This is a genomic window from Sporolactobacillus shoreicorticis, assembly GCF_024125445.1.
GTDB lineage: Bacteria > Bacillota > Bacilli > Bacillales > Sporolactobacillaceae > Sporolactobacillus > Sporolactobacillus shoreicorticis.
In genome coordinates, this window is sequence record NZ_JAMXWM010000032.1 from 20,741 (window position 1) to 39,781 (window position 19,041).

A 19,041-nucleotide genomic window follows, 5' to 3' on the forward strand; every position below is an offset into this window, starting at 1 on the left:
ATGGCAAGTAATACAAGAAAACTGACTTCTCGTTTGTCATACGCTTTTGGTGCGTTCGGTCATGATATGTTTTACAACACACTGTCTGTTTACTTCATTATGTTTGTAACCGCGCATTTATTTGATAAAGCCGGCGGTGGAGAAAATAATCGAATGATTTTCTATATCACAACAATCATTTTCCTGCTTAGGTTTGTTGAACTGGCAATTGATCCTTTTATCGGAAATACAATTGATACCACAAATACGAGATGGGGACATTTTAAGCCATGGATTCTTATTGGCGGCACGATTGGTTCAATCACAATCGCCATTTTATTTACGAATATGGGAGGATTAAATGCTTCCAATCCGCTGCTTTACTTGATTATTTTTGCTGTTTTATATATCTGTATGGACATCTTTTATTCGTTTAAAGATGTTGGCTTTTGGTCAATGATTCCCGCGATCTCATTTGATACCAGAGAACGTGAAAAGACGGCTACTTTTGCACGTGTGGGTTCAACAATTGGTGCCAACATTGTCGGAGTCTTCGTTATGCCGCTTGTTTTAATGTTCTCTATTAATAAGAATCATGGGCAAGGCGATTTACGAGGCTGGTTTGTATTCGGATTAACCATTGCACTAATTTCTTGGATTTCCACGGTTGTTGTTGGTCTGGGAACCAAGGAATCAAAAACCGATTTGCGTAAAAATGTTGAAAAAACCAGTTTTAAAGATGTTTTTAAAGTTCTTGGTCGAAACGATCAATTAATGTGGCTTTCTTTGACTTATGGTCTTTATACAGCTGCCATTCAGATTACGAACTCTCTGGAACTTTACTATTTCACTTATATTCTTGGTAAACCGGCAGAGTTTACTAGTTTGGCCACTTTAAATACAATTATTGGTGTCTTTGCTGTTCTTGCTTTCCCGCCTTTGGCACAAAAATTTAGCCGGAAAAATGTTTTTTTCCTTTCGATCGGTATCTTAATTATTGCTACGGTTCTCTTTGCTTTCTCAGGGCAGTCGCTTCCGCTCGTTTTGACTGCAGCCGTTCTTTTCTACATTCCACAGCCACTGATCTTCCTTGTTGTTTTGATGATTATCAGTGATTCTGTAGAATACGGACAACTTAAGTTCGGACATCGTGATGAATCACTGACTTTGTCGGTTCGTCCATTATTGGATAAACTCGGTGGCGCGGTTTCTAATGGGGTTGCAGGATTGACCGCCGTATTGGCAGGAATGACTGCCGGTGTGACTGCTCATGATGTTACGTCACATGGTCAGCTAATTTTCAAAATTATGATGTTTGGTATTCCAGCCGTTCTCATTCTTATTGGAACATTCGTCTTCTACAAGAAAATTACGCTAGATGAGAAGCAACATGAAGAAATTGTCAATGAACTTGAAAGAACGTGGCATAAACATTTGGAAAATGGTAACGAGTCAACATCTGATCTCAAGGAAGGTATTAACCATTTATTCAAGACCATTACGTATATCTCACCAGTTGATGGAACGCTTGAACTCCTTGAAAAGGTATCTGATGCGAAATTTTCTTCGGGAATAATGGGCAAAGGGTTTGCAGTTAAGCCAAGCGGTGATGGTGTATATGCACCGTTTGATGGGACTATTGAGGCTACTTTCCCAACCAGACATGCCATTGGTCTCAGATCAGATAGTGGTATTCTGGCGTTGATTCACATTGGAATTGATACTGTTTCACTGAATGGTAATGGTTTTACGCAATATGTTGACAAGGGTGAGCGCGTAAAACAAGGTGATAAGCTTATTGAATTTTCTAGTGAACTAATCAATAAAGCTGATTTGGATGATACCGTAATGGTAGTTATTACCAATTATAAAGACGTTGAAGAATTTCAATATATTAAAAAATTCGGTAATGTTAAGCATGGGGATGCCATTTTGGAGCTGTCCGCTCCAAAACGCTAAGTCTTGGATGAAACACGAATAAAATAAAATTTTGAAGGGGGTCACTACAATGACGATAAAAATTGGTGAAGACCAATTAATCTTTCACTTACAAACAGATAACACGAGTTACATTTTTCAGGTATTGGAAAATGGTGAGCTGGGGCAAGTCTATTATGGCAAAAAAATTCATGTGAAAGATTCCTATGATCGTTTAACAACTAAAGAGTGGCACAATGACACTCCGTCATGGAAAAGTGATGTTCCCAATGTTCAACCGGAATTGCTCAAGCAAGAATACGCTGGCTTTGGCAAAGGAGATTTTCGTTATCCAGCGTACCAAATTGAAGCCAAAGATGGAAGTCGGGTTTCTGAGTTCGCTTTTGACAGTTACCAGTTGACGGATGGTAAGAAACGTTTAACGGGATTGCCTTCAATGTTCGATGATAGCAACGATGATGCCGAGACATTGACCATTGTCCTAAAAGATAGTCTGTTGCATTTAAAATTAAATTTGGCGTACACCATTTTCCCTCATCAAGATGTCATTGTTCGTAGTTCAAAGTTCGTGAATGATGGCAATCAAGACTTAATGTTAAATCGGGCGCTGAGTCTGCAGCTTGATCTTCCGGACTCAATGTATGATTTGATTCAATTCTCGGGCACATGGGCACGGGAGCGTCATTTGTATAGGAACCGAATTCATTCTGGAGTTCAAAGTATTAGTAGTTTACGCACAGCGTCAAGTCATCAACAGAATCCATTCTTTATGCTGGCTCGTCCTACTACAACGGATCAGGATGGAGACGTATTTGGAATTAATCTAATCTATTCAGGCAATTTTCTTGATCAAGTTGAAGTGGATCAGTTTGAAACAACGAGAGTACTGACCGGAATAAATCCAGAAGAATTTTCTTGGACTTTGGAACCAGGGACTGAATTTCAAACACCTGAAGCTGTCATTAGTTATACTGATAAAGGGATGAATCAATTGAGTCAACAGATGGGTAACTGCTACCTTAATCATTTGGTGAACCCTAACTTTGCGAGGGAAAATCGGCCGATTCTGATTAATAATTGGGAAGGTACCTATTTTGATTTTGATGACAACAAGTTATTTGAAATCGCCAAGAATGCTCATGAACTTGGTGTCGAAATGTTTGTTTTGGATGATGGCTGGTTTGGGCACCGAAATGATGACAAGAGTTCTTTGGGGGATTGGTTTGTAAATGAAGCCAAGTTCCCAGGTGGATTCAGTAACATGGTCAACAAAATTCACGCGTTAGGTATGAAATTTGGCCTTTGGTTTGAACCTGAGATGATTTCAATTGATAGTAAGCTGTACACAAAACATCCTGACTGGTTGATCTGTGCGCCGAACCGTCAACGGACCCCGCAACGAACACAATTTGTGCTTGATATGTCACGGCCTGAAGTTGTTGACTTTCTTTATGACTCGGTATCAGAGATGATCAAACAAAATAAGCTTGATTATATTAAATGGGATATGAATAGAAATATCACTGAAGCTTTTGGTGGCAAATTATCGGCAGACAGGCAAAAAGAACTTTCTCATAGATATATTCTGGGGGTATACAATCTTTACGAACGCTTGACTGCTGATTTTCCTAATGTGCTGTTTGAGTCATGTGCTTCAGGCGGAGGAAGATTTGATCTCGGTTTGATGTATTATGCGCCGCAGGCGTGGACGAGTGATAACACTGACGCAGTGGAGCGAATGTTCATTCAGTATGGTACGTCTTATGGCTATTCTCTTTCAATGATGGGGGCACATGTTTCTGCCGTTCCAAATGATCAAACGGGCAGAATAACGCCGTTAAAGACTAGAGCTGATGTTGCTTATTTTGGAAATCTTGGATACGAGCTTGATGTGACCCAAATGCCAGACCACGAGCAGCGATCTGTTAAAAGGCAAATTGAATTTTATAAACAAAATCGGGAACTATTCCAATTTGGTCGCTTTTATCGGTTAGTAAGTCCATACGATACGAATAATAATAGCAATGTTATTAGCTGGGAAGTGGTTAAGGATGATCAAAGTCAAGCAATAGTGGCTTATTATCAAGTGTTAAATCGACCCAATCCCCCGTATAGTCGTTTGTACTTTGAAGGATTAGATCCAGAGCGAAAATATAAAGTCAATGATGGTGATGAAGAATTCTACGGTGACGAATTAATGAACGCAGGTTATTTTGTGCCTCAAGTTCTTCAAAAAATTGAAGGGGTTGAAGAGTCTGCCGATTTCAGTTCGCAGCTATTTATTGTGCGCGCTGTTAATTGAATGATTTAATGTTGCCCAGTCATTTACTCCAATTGATTAAAAATAATCTATCTTGCGCTGATTTGTCACTGTTTGATGGTATTCATTCAGTTTTGGCTTGGGAGGATCTAAACTAATTTTGACTATTCCCGTAGTAAAGGATCGAATTTTCATGCAATGCCAGTAGATGAAAAAGTATAAAAGATGAAGGTACCACACGTTCTGTGGTACCTTCTGTTTATGGATAAAAAACTTATGTGACGTATTTTCTTCGATCCTCCATTCAATTCATCTGTTTGACCTGTCATGGAAAAGAGAATAAAGAATCTCTTCTAACCGAAAAGCACCGGATGATTTTTGGTTATGTGGAAACATCAACAGTCCATCAGGTTTTTCTAACGAGTTTTCACAGTTTTGGTTGAACTTTTCCAATCCTTCATTTTACATTGATAAAGAGCGTAGCGATAGCAAAATTATATCTGTGCGGATGACTGCACCTCCAAAGCGGCTTCGGAGAATAACTGAATGGCCTGACGCAGTTCTTCTTCGGTAGTTGTTTCCCCGAATGACAGTCTTACAAGTTCTCTTGCTTGCTGGGGCGAACGACCAATGGACAACAGGGTCGGCGAAGGCTGGCGCGATGCGGCGCTGCACGCACTTCCGGTTGCAACGGCTAGGCCGCGACGATTAGCGGAAAGCATTATTTGTTGCCCTTCGATGCCGGGGATACGAATTGCAAGAATGTGCGGTAGTTGATGCTGCGCAGACGCCTCTATTGTAAATGAAAGACCTTTACCTCGAATGCCGGAGATAAACCGCCTACGCATGTCACGTACACGGTTAAGGCACTCCTCTGCCTGTTGAATGGCTTCCTTGGATGCTGTGACGAAGGCGGCAATGCCAGGCAAATTGACAGTTCCCGGCCGAATACTATGTGGTTCCGCTGACCGTGGCAGCTTCATCCGCAGAGCGATGCGGGGATCCACAAAGCAGAGTGCGACCCCTTTTGGCCCGAAGATTTTGTGGGCCGAGGCCGACAAGGCGGTAATATGTGCGGCTTCCGCATCAATCGGCAATTTTCCAAAGGATTGTACGGCATCACAATGAAAGGCAATATGTTTGCGATACAGCAAGTCGCCGATCGCTTTTATATTAGTGATTGATCCGATTTCATTGTTCACGTGATCAACGCTCACCAGAATCGTGTCCTCTCTAATCGCGTTTTCAATCATGGCGGGCGTCACTTCACCACTTTCATTCCGCGTCAGTTGGGTAACCAGGTAGCCCTCTTTGCGCAGCTTTTCAAAGGCAAGGACAACTGATGAATGTTGCCCCTGCACATAAATGAGATGATGCCCTCTTTTCTTTTGCGTATGTGCCAATCCCTCAATAGCCAGTCGATTGCTTTCCGAACCTCCGGATGTAAAAAAAACACCGTTTTCCTCAACATTGAGATACTGAGCCATTTGTTTTCTGCCGGATGACAGCAGCCGGGCTGCCGTGTCGCCGAAATCATGCAGACTGTTTGTGTTGCCAAAACAATGCTGCGCGACATCCGCATAGGTTTTCAGCGCTTTCGGAGACATCGGTGTTGTCGCTGCGTAATCGAGATAGATCATTTTTCAAGTGCTCCTTTTTGATACGTTCATGAATTTCGATGGATTTAAGAGATGGTGATGATGGTGCACTTTGCATGAGATCAGTAACCGATAAAAGTTCATTTACTTTGCTTTTATTTCTTGCGTTGCTTAAATGACAATGCCAGCAAATCCGGCATATAGAAAATAATGTAAGAAAAATAAAAATCATCCTGCGGCGGAAGTAACTTTTACTCGTTATCTGCCATAATTTTTGTTTAGCTACTTGCCGTAAGTTTAATAATGTGACAACATAGTTGTCAAGACATATGTAAAGACAGGTGTAAACTATTGAAAACATATCATGCAGATATAGTCATTGTTGGAAGCGGGCTGGCCGCACTCTATACGGCGGCCAAGCTGATGAACAAGAAGCGGGTCATTATTCTGACTAAAAAAAAATGGCAGGCAAGTAACTCTTATCTTGCTCAAGGGGGAATTGCGGCCGCCTATGCCCCTGATGATGATTGGCATCAGCAGATGGAAGACGCATTGCGTGCCGGGCGTTATCACAATAATGTTGATGAAACGGCCTTTCTTGCACGTGAGAGCAAACGGCAAGTTGATGCGCTGATTCGAATGGGCATGCAATTTGATCGTGATCAGAAAGGACAGATTTTACTAGCCAGAGAGGGCGGTCATTCGGCCGCTCGTGTGCTGCACGCGCATGGTGACGCAACCGGCCGGGAGCTGACCGGATTTGTAAAAAAGTACGTGGAGCGGCAGGTCATCATCCACGAGCATACTCAGGCGACTGAGCTGTTGGTTCAAAACGGGCATTGTGTTGGGGTACGGGCGAGTGATCAATCAGAAGAGCCGGTTGTCTATTATGCACGGAATACGGTGCTTGCAACTGGAGGATGCGGACAGATCTACGCACCGACCTCTGCCGATCCGGCAGTGACAGGGGACGGGCTGGCACTTGCCTATTGGGCCGGCGCTGCACTTAAAGATATGGAATTCGTGCAATTCCATCCGACTTTGCTGATTAAGAATCATAGAGCCTATGGACTGGTCTCAGAGGCAGTTCGCGGCGAAGGAGCCAAGTTGATTAATCAGGATGGAAAGCGGCTTCTGGAGGGCAAGCATCCGCTCGAAGATTTGGCTCCTCGTGATGTGGTGTCGCGCGTTCTTTTCAAGGCACAGAAAACGGGCGAGGCAGAACAAATCTATCTTGATATATCTATGCTTGACCATTTTGCCGAGCATTTTCCGACCATCACTCAACTCTGTCGACAAGCTGGTGTAGATTTGGCAAAAGGGCGAATTCCGGTTTCACCCGGTGCTCATTTTCTTATGGGCGGGATTGAGACAGACCATGAGGGGAAAACGACACTTCCGGGCCTGTATGCTATTGGTGAATGCGCATGTACCGGGGTTCATGGCGCCAACCGAATCGCCAGTCATTCACTGCTGGAAGCGGTGACCTATGCGGGAACTGCGGCAGCCAGTATGAACACGCATACAGAACAGCCAATTGAGAAAATCACTGATGAATCCGGGTTTCGGAATGTTCCTCCGCCTCCGTCCAAGAAAGAGATTCAGAAGACGATGTTTGAGTATGTCGGTATCTGGCGCACGCAGCAGTCGCTGACCACGGCCGTTGACTGGTGTCTTTCCTGGGGAATTGACTTTAATCGCGCAGAGCGGTTTGACGGGACAAAGGATGAACTGGAACGACTGAATATGCTGACAACCGCCTGGCTGATTGCCTCTTCGGCACTGGAACGCACAGAAAGCCGCGGCGGACACACACGTATTGACTATCCGGAGGAAATCGAGCAATGGCGGACCAAAAGCATTATTCGCGAGGTGACAAAGATTGAACAGAATTAAACTGAGACAAGCACTTGAAATTTTTTACAATGAAGATATGGGTCATCAGGATCTGACCACTGATGCGGTTTTTGCATCAGAAGATACGGCGGTCGGCATATTTACCGCAAAAACGTCAGGCATCATCTGCGGTCTGCCGATTTTGACTGAAGGATACAAGCTGTTTGATTCGGAGGTAACGATTCAGTACCATGTTTCAGAGGGGGAAACCGTACAAGCCGGACAAGATCTGGTGACAGTCAGAGGTCCGGTGCGTACGTTGCTCAGTGCTGAACGTGTACTGCTTAATCTGCTGCAGCACATGAGCGGAATTGCGACCATGACGCATGGGGCGGTGGAGATCGTGGGCGACAGCGGAACGCGGATCTGCGATACGAGGAAGACGACACCGGGTCTGCGTCTGTTTGAGAAATATGCGGTTAGAATTGGCGGTGGATTTAATCACCGCTTCGGCCTTTATGATGCGGTCATGATTAAGGATAATCACATTGCACGTGCCGGTTCGATCAGCCATGCGGTGCAGAAAGTTCGTGGTGTGCTCGGTCATACCGTGAAAATCGAAGTAGAGACGACTTCGCTTGAAACCGTTAAAGAGGCTGTTCGGGCAAAGGCGGATATTATTATGTTTGACAACAGTTCACCCGACGAAATTCGCACGTTTGTCCGAGAAGTTCCGGATGGCATTGTTACGGAAATATCCGGCGGCATTAATTTAGAAACGTTAAAAGACTATGCCGGATGCGGTGCGGATTATATTTCACTCGGCTGTTTAACCCACTCGGTTAAAGCACTCGACATCAGTTTTAATTTGCAGATTGACGACCCAAAAGGGAGGCATGAGTAAATCATGAGTTTATCGGAACTTTTACAAACGCAAATTCCCGATTACTATCGACATGCGTCCAAGGAGGCTTTGACTGAGGAAGGATGGCTGCTTAAAAAGAAGCTCGGATCTCGCGTTTATATTCCCGGGCATCATTATCAGCGTGACGAGGTCATTCAATTTGCCGACGATCGAGGAGATTCGCTCCGTTTGGCGCAGCTTGCGGCTGCAAAAAAAGAAGCTGAATATATTATTTTCTGCGGCGTCCATTTCATGGCGGAAACCGCCGATATACTCACGGATAAAAGGCAAAAAGTAATTTTGCCGGATCACCGGGCAGGCTGCGCGATGGCCGATATGGCGACTATTCATCAGCTTGAACGTGGGTGGAAACGTTTGCAGAATCAGTTTGGCGATACGATCATTCCAATGACTTATATAAACTCGACAGCAGAAATTAAAGCGTTTTGCGGCAGACACGGCGGAGCGACATTGACGTCGTCCAATGCGGGAAAAATGATGCAATGGGCGTTTTCACAAAAAGAACGGATTCTTTTTCTGCCCGATCAACATCTTGGGCGTAATACCGGTGTTGGATTGGGCATTCCATTGGAACATATGGTGGTTTGGGATCCGATCCGGGAAACCTTTGAGGGGGACGCCGGTACGCGTACTCAAGTCATTCTATGGAAAGGCTACTGCACGGTTCATGAATTGTTTACAGAAAAAAACGTTGCGGATTGCCGTAAAGAAGATTCGGATGTACGCATTCTTGTTCATCCGGAATGTAATTATGAGGTCGTGCGTCAGGCGGATTTCTCCGGATCGACAAAATATATAATTGATGTGATCGATCATGCGCCGGCAGGGTCGCATTGGGCGATTGGCACAGAGATGAACCTGGTGAATCGTTTGAAACACAATCATCCGGATTTGAAGATCCGTTCGCTGAATCCAATGATGTGTTCGTGTCTGACCATGAATCGAATCGACCTTCCGCACCTTGTGTGGTCATTGGCCCAGCTTGAGGCGGGTGATGCACCGGATACTATTATCTCGGTCCCCGATGCGGTTGCGAAGGACGCTGTTTTTGCACTGAAGCGAATGCTTGAGCAATCCTAACAGCATCACAGCACCCATGAAAAAGGAAAATACATGTGTTTCGATAATCTATTCAGAGCAGTATTTGTATCCTGTCCGTGTCTGTGCTACGCTTTCAACTTATTGCTGTTTGCGATCGTTTTCACTATAAGAGAAAACGTTTATGCATGCTATCTTATCAGATGAGGAGGCACGAACATTTGCGACCCTGGACGAAGCGATTGAGCTGGCGAATGATTTCGAGTTTGGATTGACCTCTTCTATTTTCACAAAAAGCTTGGATCATGCATTCTATGCGGTTCGACGACTTCAATTCGGAGAAACCTATATTAATCGTGAACACTTTGAAGCGATGCAAGGCTTTCATGCCGGATGTAAAAAGTCCAGTATCGGCAGTGCCGACGGCAAGCATGGACTTGAAGAATACTTGCAGACGCATGTGGTTTATCTGGATACATCAAAATAATGGATTGACGCTTAATGAAGATAAACAGAGGATGTCTCAGAGTCAAAAAAGATTTATGAGGCATCCTCTTTTTATTTTCAATCGGGCATATTTGATTGCCGAAACGGATCTTGCTGAAAAGCGACAGCTTCACCATCCTGATACAAACAATAATCGAGATCTTTAATGATTTTGTCGCGATCCATTCCTTTTCCGATAAAAACGAGCTCAATCATTCGGTCGCCGAATCGCGGATCCCAGATGTCGCTCAGTCCCTTGCGAATTTGGAACATTTTCTGAATTTCATCAGGCTTTAGCATAGCGATCCAGTAACCGACTGGAACGATATCCATGGCGCGGCCGGATTGAGAAACTTTGAAGACCGTTGTCGGCTGTGTCGCCAGCCACATGACTCCCTTGCAGCGGATAATCTCTTTTGGCCATTGGTCAAGCCAGGCATCGAGACGGAGCGGGTGGAACGGATGCCGCCTGCGGTAGACAAAAGAACGAATGCCGATCTGTGCTGCTTCGTTTTGCTGAAGGACGCTGAGTTCTTCTGTATCATCGGCATCTGGAATCGTTTGCCGCTCATCGAATCGATGTGTGTTGATCAGTGCTTCCGGCGCGACGCGGCCAAATGTGGTCATAATCAGATGCGCTTCCGGCTGGAGTGCTTGGGCGGCGTTTTGAAGATAGGCGAGCGAATCGGCAGATAACTGATCCGTTTTATTAATGATCAGCACATTGCAAAAATCGATTTGATTCATGATCAATTGATTGGTGTCCACGTAAGCGGCATCGAATGTTCCTTGTTCAGGAGTGAGCAGGCTTGCTAGCCGCGCGGCGTCAACAACGGTGATCGTCGTGTCTACGCGGGCAACATCACGAATCATTTTTCCATTCTGATTTTTTCCACGCACAAGCTTCTTGACGACAAGTTGCGGTCGTGAAATACCCGAGGTTTCGATAAGAATCAAGTCTACCTTTTTCGATGACGCGAGTTCATAGACCGCACGCTGCAGGGCGCTGACCAAATCCGTACTTATGCTTCCGCCTGTCAGCGCGATCAGTCGGTCATCAGCCGTAAAGAATGGGCTGCGGCGAATGGTTTTTTCATCAATATTGACCTCGGCCATGTCATTGATAATGAGACCGATACGTTTATTGGGCGATCTATGCTGAAGCAAATGCAGCAGCAGGGTTGTTTTACCTGATCCAAGAAAACCGGAGAAAATAGTTACAGGTACGCGTGTCATGCTAAAAAGCCTCCCTTAAATGAATAGGAATTGATCTCCTCAGAACAAACGCGGCAATTGAAACAGTGCCAGGAACAGCGCAGTCGAGCAAATGATCGAGGTAATCAGCTGCCGACTGATCAGCTTTGCCGCCTCCTTGATTCCCAGTTCACGCCCTACGGTCCATATGGTGACGGCACAGGCGCTGACCGTCGAGGCGAGGAAGACTAAGAGAAACAGCTGACCAATCGAAAGCTGTGCCAGCAAGGTACCGCTGCCTTCATTGAAAATCAGCATGCCGTCTTTGCGAATCATTGAGAAAGCGATGCCGATGCCGGCTTCGGTTGGTAGATTAAGAAGCGCTAATAATGGATAAAATAGATGAGCCACATAATGAATCAGATTGAAAATGTCCAGAAATGAGGCAAGTAAACAAATGATCCTAAAAATAGGCATCGCATGCAGCAGAAACTGCCGAATAACGCTTCGCAAACGAAACAAGGGATCTCTCCATGTTGGCGTCTGCAGAAAGGAGCGGCGAATGAACGGAGCCTCGGAAAGAGCGGCGGCTTTATGTTTATGCCAAATACGTGTGTGAAGCACGCCACCGAGCATAAGAAGTACGATGTAAGGCAGAAACAGCCAAACATGATGGGCGGCACTAAAAAGCGATAGGGCATTCAGATCCAGAGCACCAAAGCCCTGCCTTGGAAACGATGGTGTGTCCATACGCATTTCTTTCGGCCACTGACGAAAAGAGGAGCCGATTTTATCTTTTTCTAAAATGGAGAAATGTTTTATGCCCGCCTTTTGAAGCAGTACGCCGAGACCGATGCCTGCTGCCCCCGCGCCGACAATGACGATATTCTGCATTTAGTGATCACCTCAATGATTTATAAATCGCAATAATTACGTTTTATAAATCATTATAGGTGAAATGATTCATCAAGCCAAACAATTGCACTTTCCCTGACTTTTGCAGCTAAATGGACTGAAAAACAGCCATAAACCCTTATGGATAAGCAGTTTATGTCTGTTGCAATTTGTCACAAAGTTGTTGTGTATTCAGCCCTGTTTCACCTAAAAAAAATTTAATTGATTTCTTTGAGCAGCAGGCATTTCTTACTGTAATCGATGTTAAATGTTTGCGAATGTCGGCGAGTACAGTAAGAATTTCCCTGAAGGTGACTTCAGGATGCTTTTCTCAGACATTCGATCAAGGTAGAAATTGAGTAAGTTCCGTGGAGACGGTTTTCAAAAAATCGGGCAATCACCAGTGATGACGAATATTCTTATGCCTTGATAACTGCAAACTCCGCCTGTTGTCCTGCTTTGTTAAAATGAAATCAAGTGCTCCAGCTGTTTACCGCAAGATCGCATTATGCGATCAGTTGGTTGATCACACAGAAGTGATTCATTTATTGTCTTCCCCAACGACTTAAAATCAGAACGTGCTCCGTTGTCATGTTCTAGGAAAAGCCAATGACAAGTGGGCCTCCGTTGGAAAATTTACAAAAGGCATTAAACAAAGAAGATTACTTGTATATAAGTATTGACAAAACACTTTAACGCATTTAAACTTATCACAATTAAATAAATCTTATCAAGAGTGGCGGAGGGACTGGCCCTGTGAAACCCGACAACCAGCATGATGTTTTTCTATGTCATGCATGGTGTTAATTCCAGCAGATTAAATTCTGGCAGATAAGAAATGATTCGGCAAAAAGGCTGTTTTCCTTTTAACTCTGTGGAAAACGGTCTTTTTATTGTAATTTTTTTCCAACCGAACTTTTATTTAATTAAAAATTATGATCAAGGGAGAGATGGGCATGGACGAAGAAAGAAAACTTGGGCTTGGAATAATGCGAATTTGTGGTGGAAAGGAAAACCTGGATATGGCAACTGGTGTGCGTGCGATACCGATTTATCAGTTGAGGTCCAATCTTTTTAATGACAAAAAAACACAGCTATTTTACTGTTTTAGTTCAAAATGAGGGGGGAAACAGATATGGGGGATAGGGTCCAACGTCCGAATTCGGGTTTATCCCGATTGTATGATGGTTTTTTAAAGAGTGACAAGGGCATATACCGTCGCTTTTTTGGTATGATTCGTAAAACTAAGCTGCCGTTCGTGTGGTTGGCAGTTTACATTATTATTAGGATCGTGCTTGTCAAGTTTTATATCGACGTAACGCAATATACCGCGAAGATGTTTTCCGGTGATGTCAATTTCGCGTCGATCATTGTGCCATTTGTACTGTATACACTGGCGAACGCAGGACTTAGCGCCGTGTCCACATTCATCAGCTGGGTATGCATTGCTAGAATTGACCGAAATATGAAACGAATGGTGTGGCGGAAAGTAATTAGCCTGCCTTTATCCTTTTTCGAGCGCAACAAACCGAAAGAACTCATATCGAGAATTGTATCTGATGCTGAGCAGATCAGTCAGTTGATCATCTTCGTCTTTCTTGAGGTCGCGATCCAGATCTACTCGTTGTGGGCGGTACTGACTCAGATCAGCAGTTATGATGGGCGTCTCGTTTGGTCACTGATCGCACTCTTTCCACTGTTCATTGTCATTTCCGTTGTCCTCGGTAAGCTGAACTATGGCATTGCGGACACCGTCAACACTAAGAATGCAGAATTCACCCGAAACCTGTCTGAAACCGTTGGTCACGCAGAGGTCGTTAAGGCATATGGACGTGAGGAACATGAGGCGAAACGCAGTCAACGCAGGATTGCGGAGCTTTACCGATATAGCATTCGCAACAGCTGGATAGGACAGCTAAGCGGACCGGTGTTCGCTATTACAACAGCCATTGAGTTCATCGTCATAGCGTTAGTGGGGAGGCATTTCCTGTCATCAGGTGTTATATCATTGCAGGAGTGGATTGCATTTTTCGCCTTCTCAGCCAACATTGTCGGCGTATTCTCCGCCGGGTATTGGAGTTCGTTCAAAGCTGCACAGGGTTCGGTCAACCGTGTTTCCCACATTGTGGCGCAGACGGAGGAGCGTACCGATGGCATTGCGTCTGACAGTTTGCATGGGAATATCGTTTTCGAGGATGTGTCATTCTTCTATGGTGAACATCAAGTGCTCTCAAAATTCCGTGCGTCAATCTCGGCATCTGGTATCACTGCCATAGCCGGTCCATCGGGAAGTGGGAAAACCACTTTACTCAACTTGATCGACAGGCTCCAAACACCAGATTCCGGGCGAATCACGGTAGGCGGGATTGATGTCGCTGACTACGCAGTAGCGGGTTATCGCGAAGCGGTGGTTTACATACCGCAGAATAGCGTGTTCTTTGCGGGTACGTTACGTCAGAACTTTCTGTACGGGGTGCGACGCGAATCAGTACCTGAAGATGAACTTAACGATGCGCTCAGACTAGCCGGTGCATATGATTTTGTCCGTGCTCTTCCCGGACAGCTCGACTACGAGCTAGGTGAGAATGGCTCGGGTCTGTCGGGTGGTGAACGACAAATTCTCGTGCTGGCTCGTGCGATTCTTAAAAAACCCAGATACCTTATACTTGATGAATCTTTCTCCCAACTGGACGCTGATCGAAAGACTGTAGTATGGGAGAGTATCCGGAAGATTGCCGCACGTGCAGCGGTTATTGTGGTAGGACACGACCGCCAAACGATTGCTCATGCCAATCGGCTTCTTCTTATTGAGGGTGGAAACCTGATTGATTCTGGTACGCCGAAAGAATTGTTTGCGCGAAGCGAACGATATCGTCGATTGATTGGAGAAGAGGAGGAAAAATCATGAGCGTTCCACAAACAATCCCATCCACCACAGGAAAAGGCGGAATTTCTAGTGATAAAAAATTGGGGGTATGGAAGGAATTCCTGTCTTTATATACCCACCTGCGCATTCCGTGGTGGTTGTATATCGTTAGTGCCCTGATTGGTTTCCTTTACGGAGACCTGACCGTGAGAATATCCGCGTACACCGTCAGGGTTAACAACGGCGAGCTGTACAATTCCACCATTATCGGGTATGTGCTGTTAACGGTTCTTAACTCGATCATTATGCTGGCACAAGGAATGACGAGTCAATATGCCGACCAACGAACGACACTACGCGCCAGAAATCTTCTCTGGAACAAGATTCTGCATCTTCCGATCAACACCATTGATCGGAAGGGGCCGTCGTCATATGTAGCAGGTGTGACGACCTCAGTTACACAGGCGGGCTATGCCATAACCTCGCTGATCACACTGTGTTCCGCCCTCTATGCCTTCATCAAGGCGTTCATCGTCCTATATCAGTACAATAAGACGTTGACTACTTTTCTGCTGTTGCTGATTCCGTTCGTCGTGTTTCTCTTTTTCTTTGGAGGCCGTCTGTTCTTCGCCGCTTCAAAGCGCTACTACAACGGTACCAAGGTCACGACCGAATTTTTTTCCGAACATCTGCCGAACGTCGTGTATGTCAAGTCGCAGGTTGCCGAACAAGACGAGGTGGTTCAGGGGAACGTGGCTATCGACGTTAAATATAAAGCGGGATTGTTCATGGGATTCATTTATGCAATTATCGTCCCACTAAACACACTGTACAACACAGTGGCTTCTATATTCATCGCTCTGATCGGCAGCGGGATGGTCCGTAAAGGACAGTTGGAGAAGACGGGTATTAACACGTTCTCCACCTATACGGGCAACGTTAATACACAGTTGCTGCAGATGGTCGTTCAATATGAGGCGATCAAGGGCGCGCAGGGTAATCTGAAGCATTCCAACGCTATACTTCAGCTCGAAACGGAACAATTGGACAGTGGCTTAGCCAAGGACATTCAAATCAGTGACATTGTCCTGAGCGGCGTATCGTTCACATACAGCGATGGCCGTTCCGCTCTGCATGATGTCTCGTGCACTATTCCCAGTGGGAAACGCACGGCTATTATCGGAGGCAATGGTTCGGGCAAGTCAACGCTACTCAAGCTGTTGCTTCGCCTCTATGACCCTTCCGAAGGTTCGATCACCCTCAAACGAGCGGATAAGGTCACAGAGATTGACGAATTCTCCCTTAAGGACTATCGTGCCCACTTCGGCTATGTTCCCCAATACCCGTATATCTTTGCTGGAACCGTGCGGGACAACATTGGCTATGGCGTCGAAACGATTGACGAGGCGAGCCTGCAGCGTGCGTCGGACAGCGCTCATGCCACTGAATTCGTCACGAGTCTCACCAGTTCCTTTGACACCGAATTGAATGAAGCTGGCACCAATCTCTCAGGGGGCGAGGCGCAGCGCATAACCTTGGCACGGGCTCTTGTAGTCAATCCGGAATTTGTCCTGCTCGATGAGTCCACGTCTGCCGTCGACCAGGAAACGTCGAATGCGATCATCCGATCACTTGACGGCTCCAAAAATGAACGGACAATCATTCAGGTTACTCACGATCCGGATGGAGTGGCGACTGCGGATCATATTATTGTCCTAACTGATGGCCAGGTCGAAGCAGAAGGTACCCACCAAGAATTGTTGGCGACCAGTCCTACCTACCAAAGATTCATTACGGCCGGTGAGCGGGAGGGAGAGCAATGAAGAAAATCGTGACAATAGTGTCGGTGCTGCTTGTTCTCGGTCTAGCTGGTGCGCTACTATATGTGCAATTCTCACCCGATTACGTTGTGCCGAAACAGGAGGGCTGGATCAATCAGATGAGTAAGAGTTTCTCCTGACACTGGTGATTGTATTGTCGGGATACACTTTGCAGGGTCAAAATGGGAAAGGCTGTTTATGAAGTGACAAAAAAGTCTGTTTTTGGACTGTATCCTTTGTCAAAGACAATTAAAAAAAGACTTATGTATTGAGAAGATGATTTCTGCTTTGAACAGAGATCATCTTTTTTTATGAGGATGGTGGCTGGATGTTGAGTAAATAAACAGGCAAGTCATGCCTCCTATGTGTAAAATGTTTCTCGGGGGAATAAATTTGACTTGGGGTATGAAAATAGGGCGGCGTGCAGCTCTTTCTTTACGAATCAGGCTCTTTTTATTCCCTTGACTGGACGAAAAGGAGAAGGCTCCTTATTCTAAATGTATACCCACCAAGGACTAGCGTTGCAGTAATTAAAACTGATGATTCAAAATACTAGGAATAATCAAATTTAAGGTGGTTAGCCAACAAAAAAATTCTTTACAATGGAAGGATCGGTGATTCGATCCAAATTCAAAGAAAAGGATCGACATGTGGATAAGAATACACATCTCTCTTCATTTTCGCAATGGCTAAATCAGATTAATTTTAAACAGCTTGACGAAACCCTCGGACAAACCGGCAGCGACAAGTACGTGAAAAAGCTGATGACAAAGGCTTATATGACCCTTTTTCTGTATGCTCATCTCCAGAAAGAAGACAGTCTGCATTCGATTTCGGACTGCGTCTTGAGTGAAGAACTTCAGAAAGCAGCGGGTCTTTCGTCGATCAGTGCCTCACAACTTTCAAGAAAAAATAACTCCGTTGACCCGCAACTGTTGATGATGATCTTTCTTGATCTGGTCGCCAAGATTAAAGGCAAACAGGTGCCTAAAATTGATGAGCAGCTTAGGGTTGTGGATTCGACGACGATACCCTTGAATGCTCAGCGCTATCCATGGGCTCACTTTCGTAAAACCAAAGCCGGTGTCAAACTGCACCTTCGTCTTGTCTTTATGGGAAAAGGGCAAGTGTTTCCGGAAAAAGCAGTCCTGACATCCGCTCAAGTCAATGACCGCTCGCAACTCGATGTACTTGTTGACGAGAAAGAAGCCATGTATGTCTTTGATCGAGGATACGTGGACTATCGGGCCTTTGATCGCTTTTCAGAAGAGGGGATGTTCTTTGCTTCCCGTTTAAAAAAGAATGCCGTTATCCATGTCTTGCATACCTATAAGGTACCCGAAAACAGTTCTCTTTTATCGGATCAAATGATCCTGCTGCAATCTCTACTATGAATCCTTTCTGACGGACTGGGACTATTCAGAAGTCAAGAAACGAACCGGGGAGATCATAACCGATAAAAAAAGACTGTATCTCCATCTCTACTATAATGATCAAAAGGCAACTGACGATAAGATAGCCTTCAATAAACTGCTGGATCATCTAGAGGAAGAGCTTCAATTGGGCAAGAGAAAACCGGAACATGAAAAGCTTTATGAACGTTACTATGCATGGAAGGAAACGCCTGTCCGGGGGCTTTCCCTGACACCCAAAGAAAAGGCCATTGCCCAAGCAGAAAAGGATTTTGGCTACTTCGCCCTCATTTCTAATGGGATCAAAGATCCCATCGAGGCGCTGGAGATCTATCAGACCAAGGATCTGATCGAGAAAGCCTTCGGAAATTTAAAGGAACGGTTGAATCTTCGCCGGACTTCCGTTTCCTCCGAAGAAAACTTGGAAGGCAAACTTTTTGTCCAATTCATTGCGCTGTTCTATCTTTCCTACATAAAAAAGGCAATGGGCGATCATCAGCTATTCAAGCAGTACACCATTCAGGAACTTTTGGATGAACTGGACGTAGGTGAGCAATACAAGCAACCCGGGGGTCACAAGCATATTGGCGAGCTGACCAAGAGACAGATGAGCCTTTATCAGGCTCTTGGGGTTGAGCCGCCTGCCTTGGTATAATTTATCGGGAATCCAGGATGCTATGGATTAACCCGTGGCTAGTCAAGTAATTTCTATACTTACACGATGAATACGCGCTTTCCAGATCTGTGTGTACGAGAATGGAATCAGTGTGTGGAGCTAATGCTTTTTTAACCGTT

At 45.1% G+C, this 19,041-nt stretch carries 13 protein-coding genes, 2 pseudogenes and 1 riboswitch; of the genes and pseudogenes, 12 read left to right on the top strand and 3 right to left on the bottom strand.

Features of this window, described 5'->3' with window-relative positions; genetic code table 11:
* Both NIE88_RS19105 and NIE88_RS19110 read left to right on the top strand, forming a co-directional pair.
* Positions 1-1,938 (top strand): sugar MFS transporter, encoded by a 1,938-nt coding sequence (locus tag NIE88_RS19105; protein ID WP_253064816.1) that lies wholly within the window; start codon positions 1-3, stop codon positions 1,936-1,938.
* Between the two features lie 49 nt (positions 1,939-1,987).
* A complete protein-coding gene (locus NIE88_RS19110) occupies positions 1,988-4,219 on the top strand; it encodes an alpha-galactosidase (protein WP_253064818.1) in 2,232 nt (743 codons plus the stop codon).
* Between the two features lie 452 nt (positions 4,220-4,671).
* On the opposite strand, the gene NIE88_RS19115 is transcribed toward NIE88_RS19110, so the two are convergent.
* The gene (locus NIE88_RS19115; RefSeq protein ID WP_253064828.1) at positions 4,672-5,817 is read right to left on the bottom strand and encodes an IscS subfamily cysteine desulfurase; all 1,146 of its coding nucleotides are present in this window, start codon (positions 5,815-5,817) and stop codon (positions 4,672-4,674) included.
* A 309-nt stretch (positions 5,818-6,126) separates the two neighbouring features.
* On the opposite strand from NIE88_RS19115, the gene nadB reads away from it, so the two are divergent.
* The 4 genes and pseudogenes from nadB to NIE88_RS19135 form a co-directional block, all read left to right on the top strand.
* The gene (gene nadB / locus NIE88_RS19120) at positions 6,127-7,671 is read left to right on the top strand and encodes an L-aspartate oxidase (RefSeq protein ID WP_253064830.1); all 1,545 of its coding nucleotides are present in this window, start codon (positions 6,127-6,129) and stop codon (positions 7,669-7,671) included.
* Positions 7,658-8,515 (top strand): carboxylating nicotinate-nucleotide diphosphorylase, encoded by an 858-nt coding sequence (gene nadC / locus NIE88_RS19125; protein ID WP_253064832.1) that lies wholly within the window; start codon positions 7,658-7,660, stop codon positions 8,513-8,515. Before nadB ends, nadC begins: the two co-directional genes overlap by 14 nt.
* A gap of 3 nt (positions 8,516-8,518) precedes the next feature.
* On the top strand, positions 8,519-9,616 hold the full coding sequence (gene nadA, locus NIE88_RS19130) for a quinolinate synthase NadA (RefSeq protein ID WP_253064834.1): 1,098 nt from the start codon (positions 8,519-8,521) through the stop codon (positions 9,614-9,616).
* A 175-nt stretch (positions 9,617-9,791) separates the two neighbouring features.
* A pseudogene (locus NIE88_RS19135) lies at positions 9,792-10,061 on the top strand (aldehyde dehydrogenase family protein); the annotation flags it as partial.
* A 77-nt stretch (positions 10,062-10,138) separates the two neighbouring features.
* On the opposite strand, the gene NIE88_RS19140 reads toward NIE88_RS19135, so the two are convergent.
* Together NIE88_RS19140 and NIE88_RS19145 are read right to left on the bottom strand one after the other, a co-directional pair.
* Positions 10,139-11,296 carry a CobW family GTP-binding protein gene (locus NIE88_RS19140; protein ID WP_253064836.1) on the bottom strand — a complete coding sequence of 386 codons (1,158 nt, stop codon included), beginning with the start codon at positions 11,294-11,296 and terminating at the stop codon, positions 10,139-10,141.
* A gap of 39 nt (positions 11,297-11,335) precedes the next feature.
* A complete protein-coding gene (locus NIE88_RS19145) occupies positions 11,336-12,148 on the bottom strand; it encodes an NAD(P)-binding domain-containing protein (RefSeq protein WP_253064838.1) in 813 nt (270 codons plus the stop codon).
* Positions 12,149-12,872: 724 nt separating this feature from the next.
* A riboswitch (SAM riboswitch) is annotated at positions 12,873-12,986 on the top strand.
* A 118-nt stretch (positions 12,987-13,104) separates the two neighbouring features.
* Between NIE88_RS19145 and NIE88_RS19150 the strand changes: the two genes are divergently transcribed.
* The 6 genes and pseudogenes from NIE88_RS19150 to NIE88_RS19175 all read left to right on the top strand — a co-directional run.
* Positions 13,105-13,269, top strand: a complete 165-nt coding sequence (locus NIE88_RS19150; protein ID WP_253064840.1) for a hypothetical protein — start codon at positions 13,105-13,107, stop codon at positions 13,267-13,269.
* Between the two features lie 14 nt (positions 13,270-13,283).
* The gene (locus tag NIE88_RS19155) at positions 13,284-15,056 is read left to right on the top strand and encodes an ABC transporter ATP-binding protein (RefSeq protein WP_253064842.1); all 1,773 of its coding nucleotides are present in this window, start codon (positions 13,284-13,286) and stop codon (positions 15,054-15,056) included.
* 164 nt (positions 15,057-15,220) lie between these two features.
* Positions 15,221-16,837 carry an ABC transporter ATP-binding protein gene (locus NIE88_RS19160; protein ID WP_253064844.1) on the top strand — a complete coding sequence of 539 codons (1,617 nt, stop codon included), beginning with the start codon at positions 15,221-15,223 and terminating at the stop codon, positions 16,835-16,837.
* Positions 16,834-16,974, top strand: coding sequence for a hypothetical protein (locus NIE88_RS19165; protein ID WP_253064846.1), 141 nt, complete (start codon positions 16,834-16,836; stop codon positions 16,972-16,974). The genes NIE88_RS19160 and NIE88_RS19165 overlap by 4 nt, the downstream gene beginning before the upstream one ends.
* A 462-nt stretch (positions 16,975-17,436) precedes the next feature.
* Positions 17,437-18,228 (top strand): IS4 family transposase, encoded by a 792-nt coding sequence (locus NIE88_RS19170; RefSeq protein WP_290446597.1) that lies wholly within the window; start codon positions 17,437-17,439, stop codon positions 18,226-18,228.
* Positions 18,206-18,901, top strand: a pseudogene (locus tag NIE88_RS19175) (IS1634 family transposase); the annotation flags it as partial. The gene NIE88_RS19170 and the pseudogene NIE88_RS19175, both read left to right, overlap by 23 nt.
* Positions 18,902-19,041: the final 140 nt, after the last annotated feature.

Coding starts and splice junctions, on each gene's coding strand:
- NIE88_RS19105 (WP_253064816.1), top strand. CDS start 1: ATGGCAAGTAATACAAGAAAACTGACTTCTCGTTTGTCATACGCTTTT.
- NIE88_RS19110 (WP_253064818.1), top strand. CDS start 1,988: ATGACGATAAAAATTGGTGAAGACCAATTAATCTTTCACTTACAAACA.
- NIE88_RS19115 (WP_253064828.1), bottom strand. CDS start 5,817: ATGATCTATCTCGATTACGCAGCGACAACACCGATGTCTCCGAAAGCG.
- nadA (WP_253064834.1), top strand. CDS start 8,519: ATGAGTTTATCGGAACTTTTACAAACGCAAATTCCCGATTACTATCGA.
- NIE88_RS19140 (WP_253064836.1), bottom strand. CDS start 11,296: ATGACACGCGTACCTGTAACTATTTTCTCCGGTTTTCTTGGATCAGGT.
- NIE88_RS19145 (WP_253064838.1), bottom strand. CDS start 12,148: ATGCAGAATATCGTCATTGTCGGCGCGGGGGCAGCAGGCATCGGTCTC.
- NIE88_RS19150 (WP_253064840.1), top strand. CDS start 13,105: ATGGACGAAGAAAGAAAACTTGGGCTTGGAATAATGCGAATTTGTGGT.
- NIE88_RS19155 (WP_253064842.1), top strand. CDS start 13,284: ATGGGGGATAGGGTCCAACGTCCGAATTCGGGTTTATCCCGATTGTAT.
- NIE88_RS19165 (WP_253064846.1), top strand. CDS start 16,834: ATGAAGAAAATCGTGACAATAGTGTCGGTGCTGCTTGTTCTCGGTCTA.
- NIE88_RS19170 (WP_290446597.1), top strand. CDS start 17,437: ATGGAAGGATCGGTGATTCGATCCAAATTCAAAGAAAAGGATCGACAT.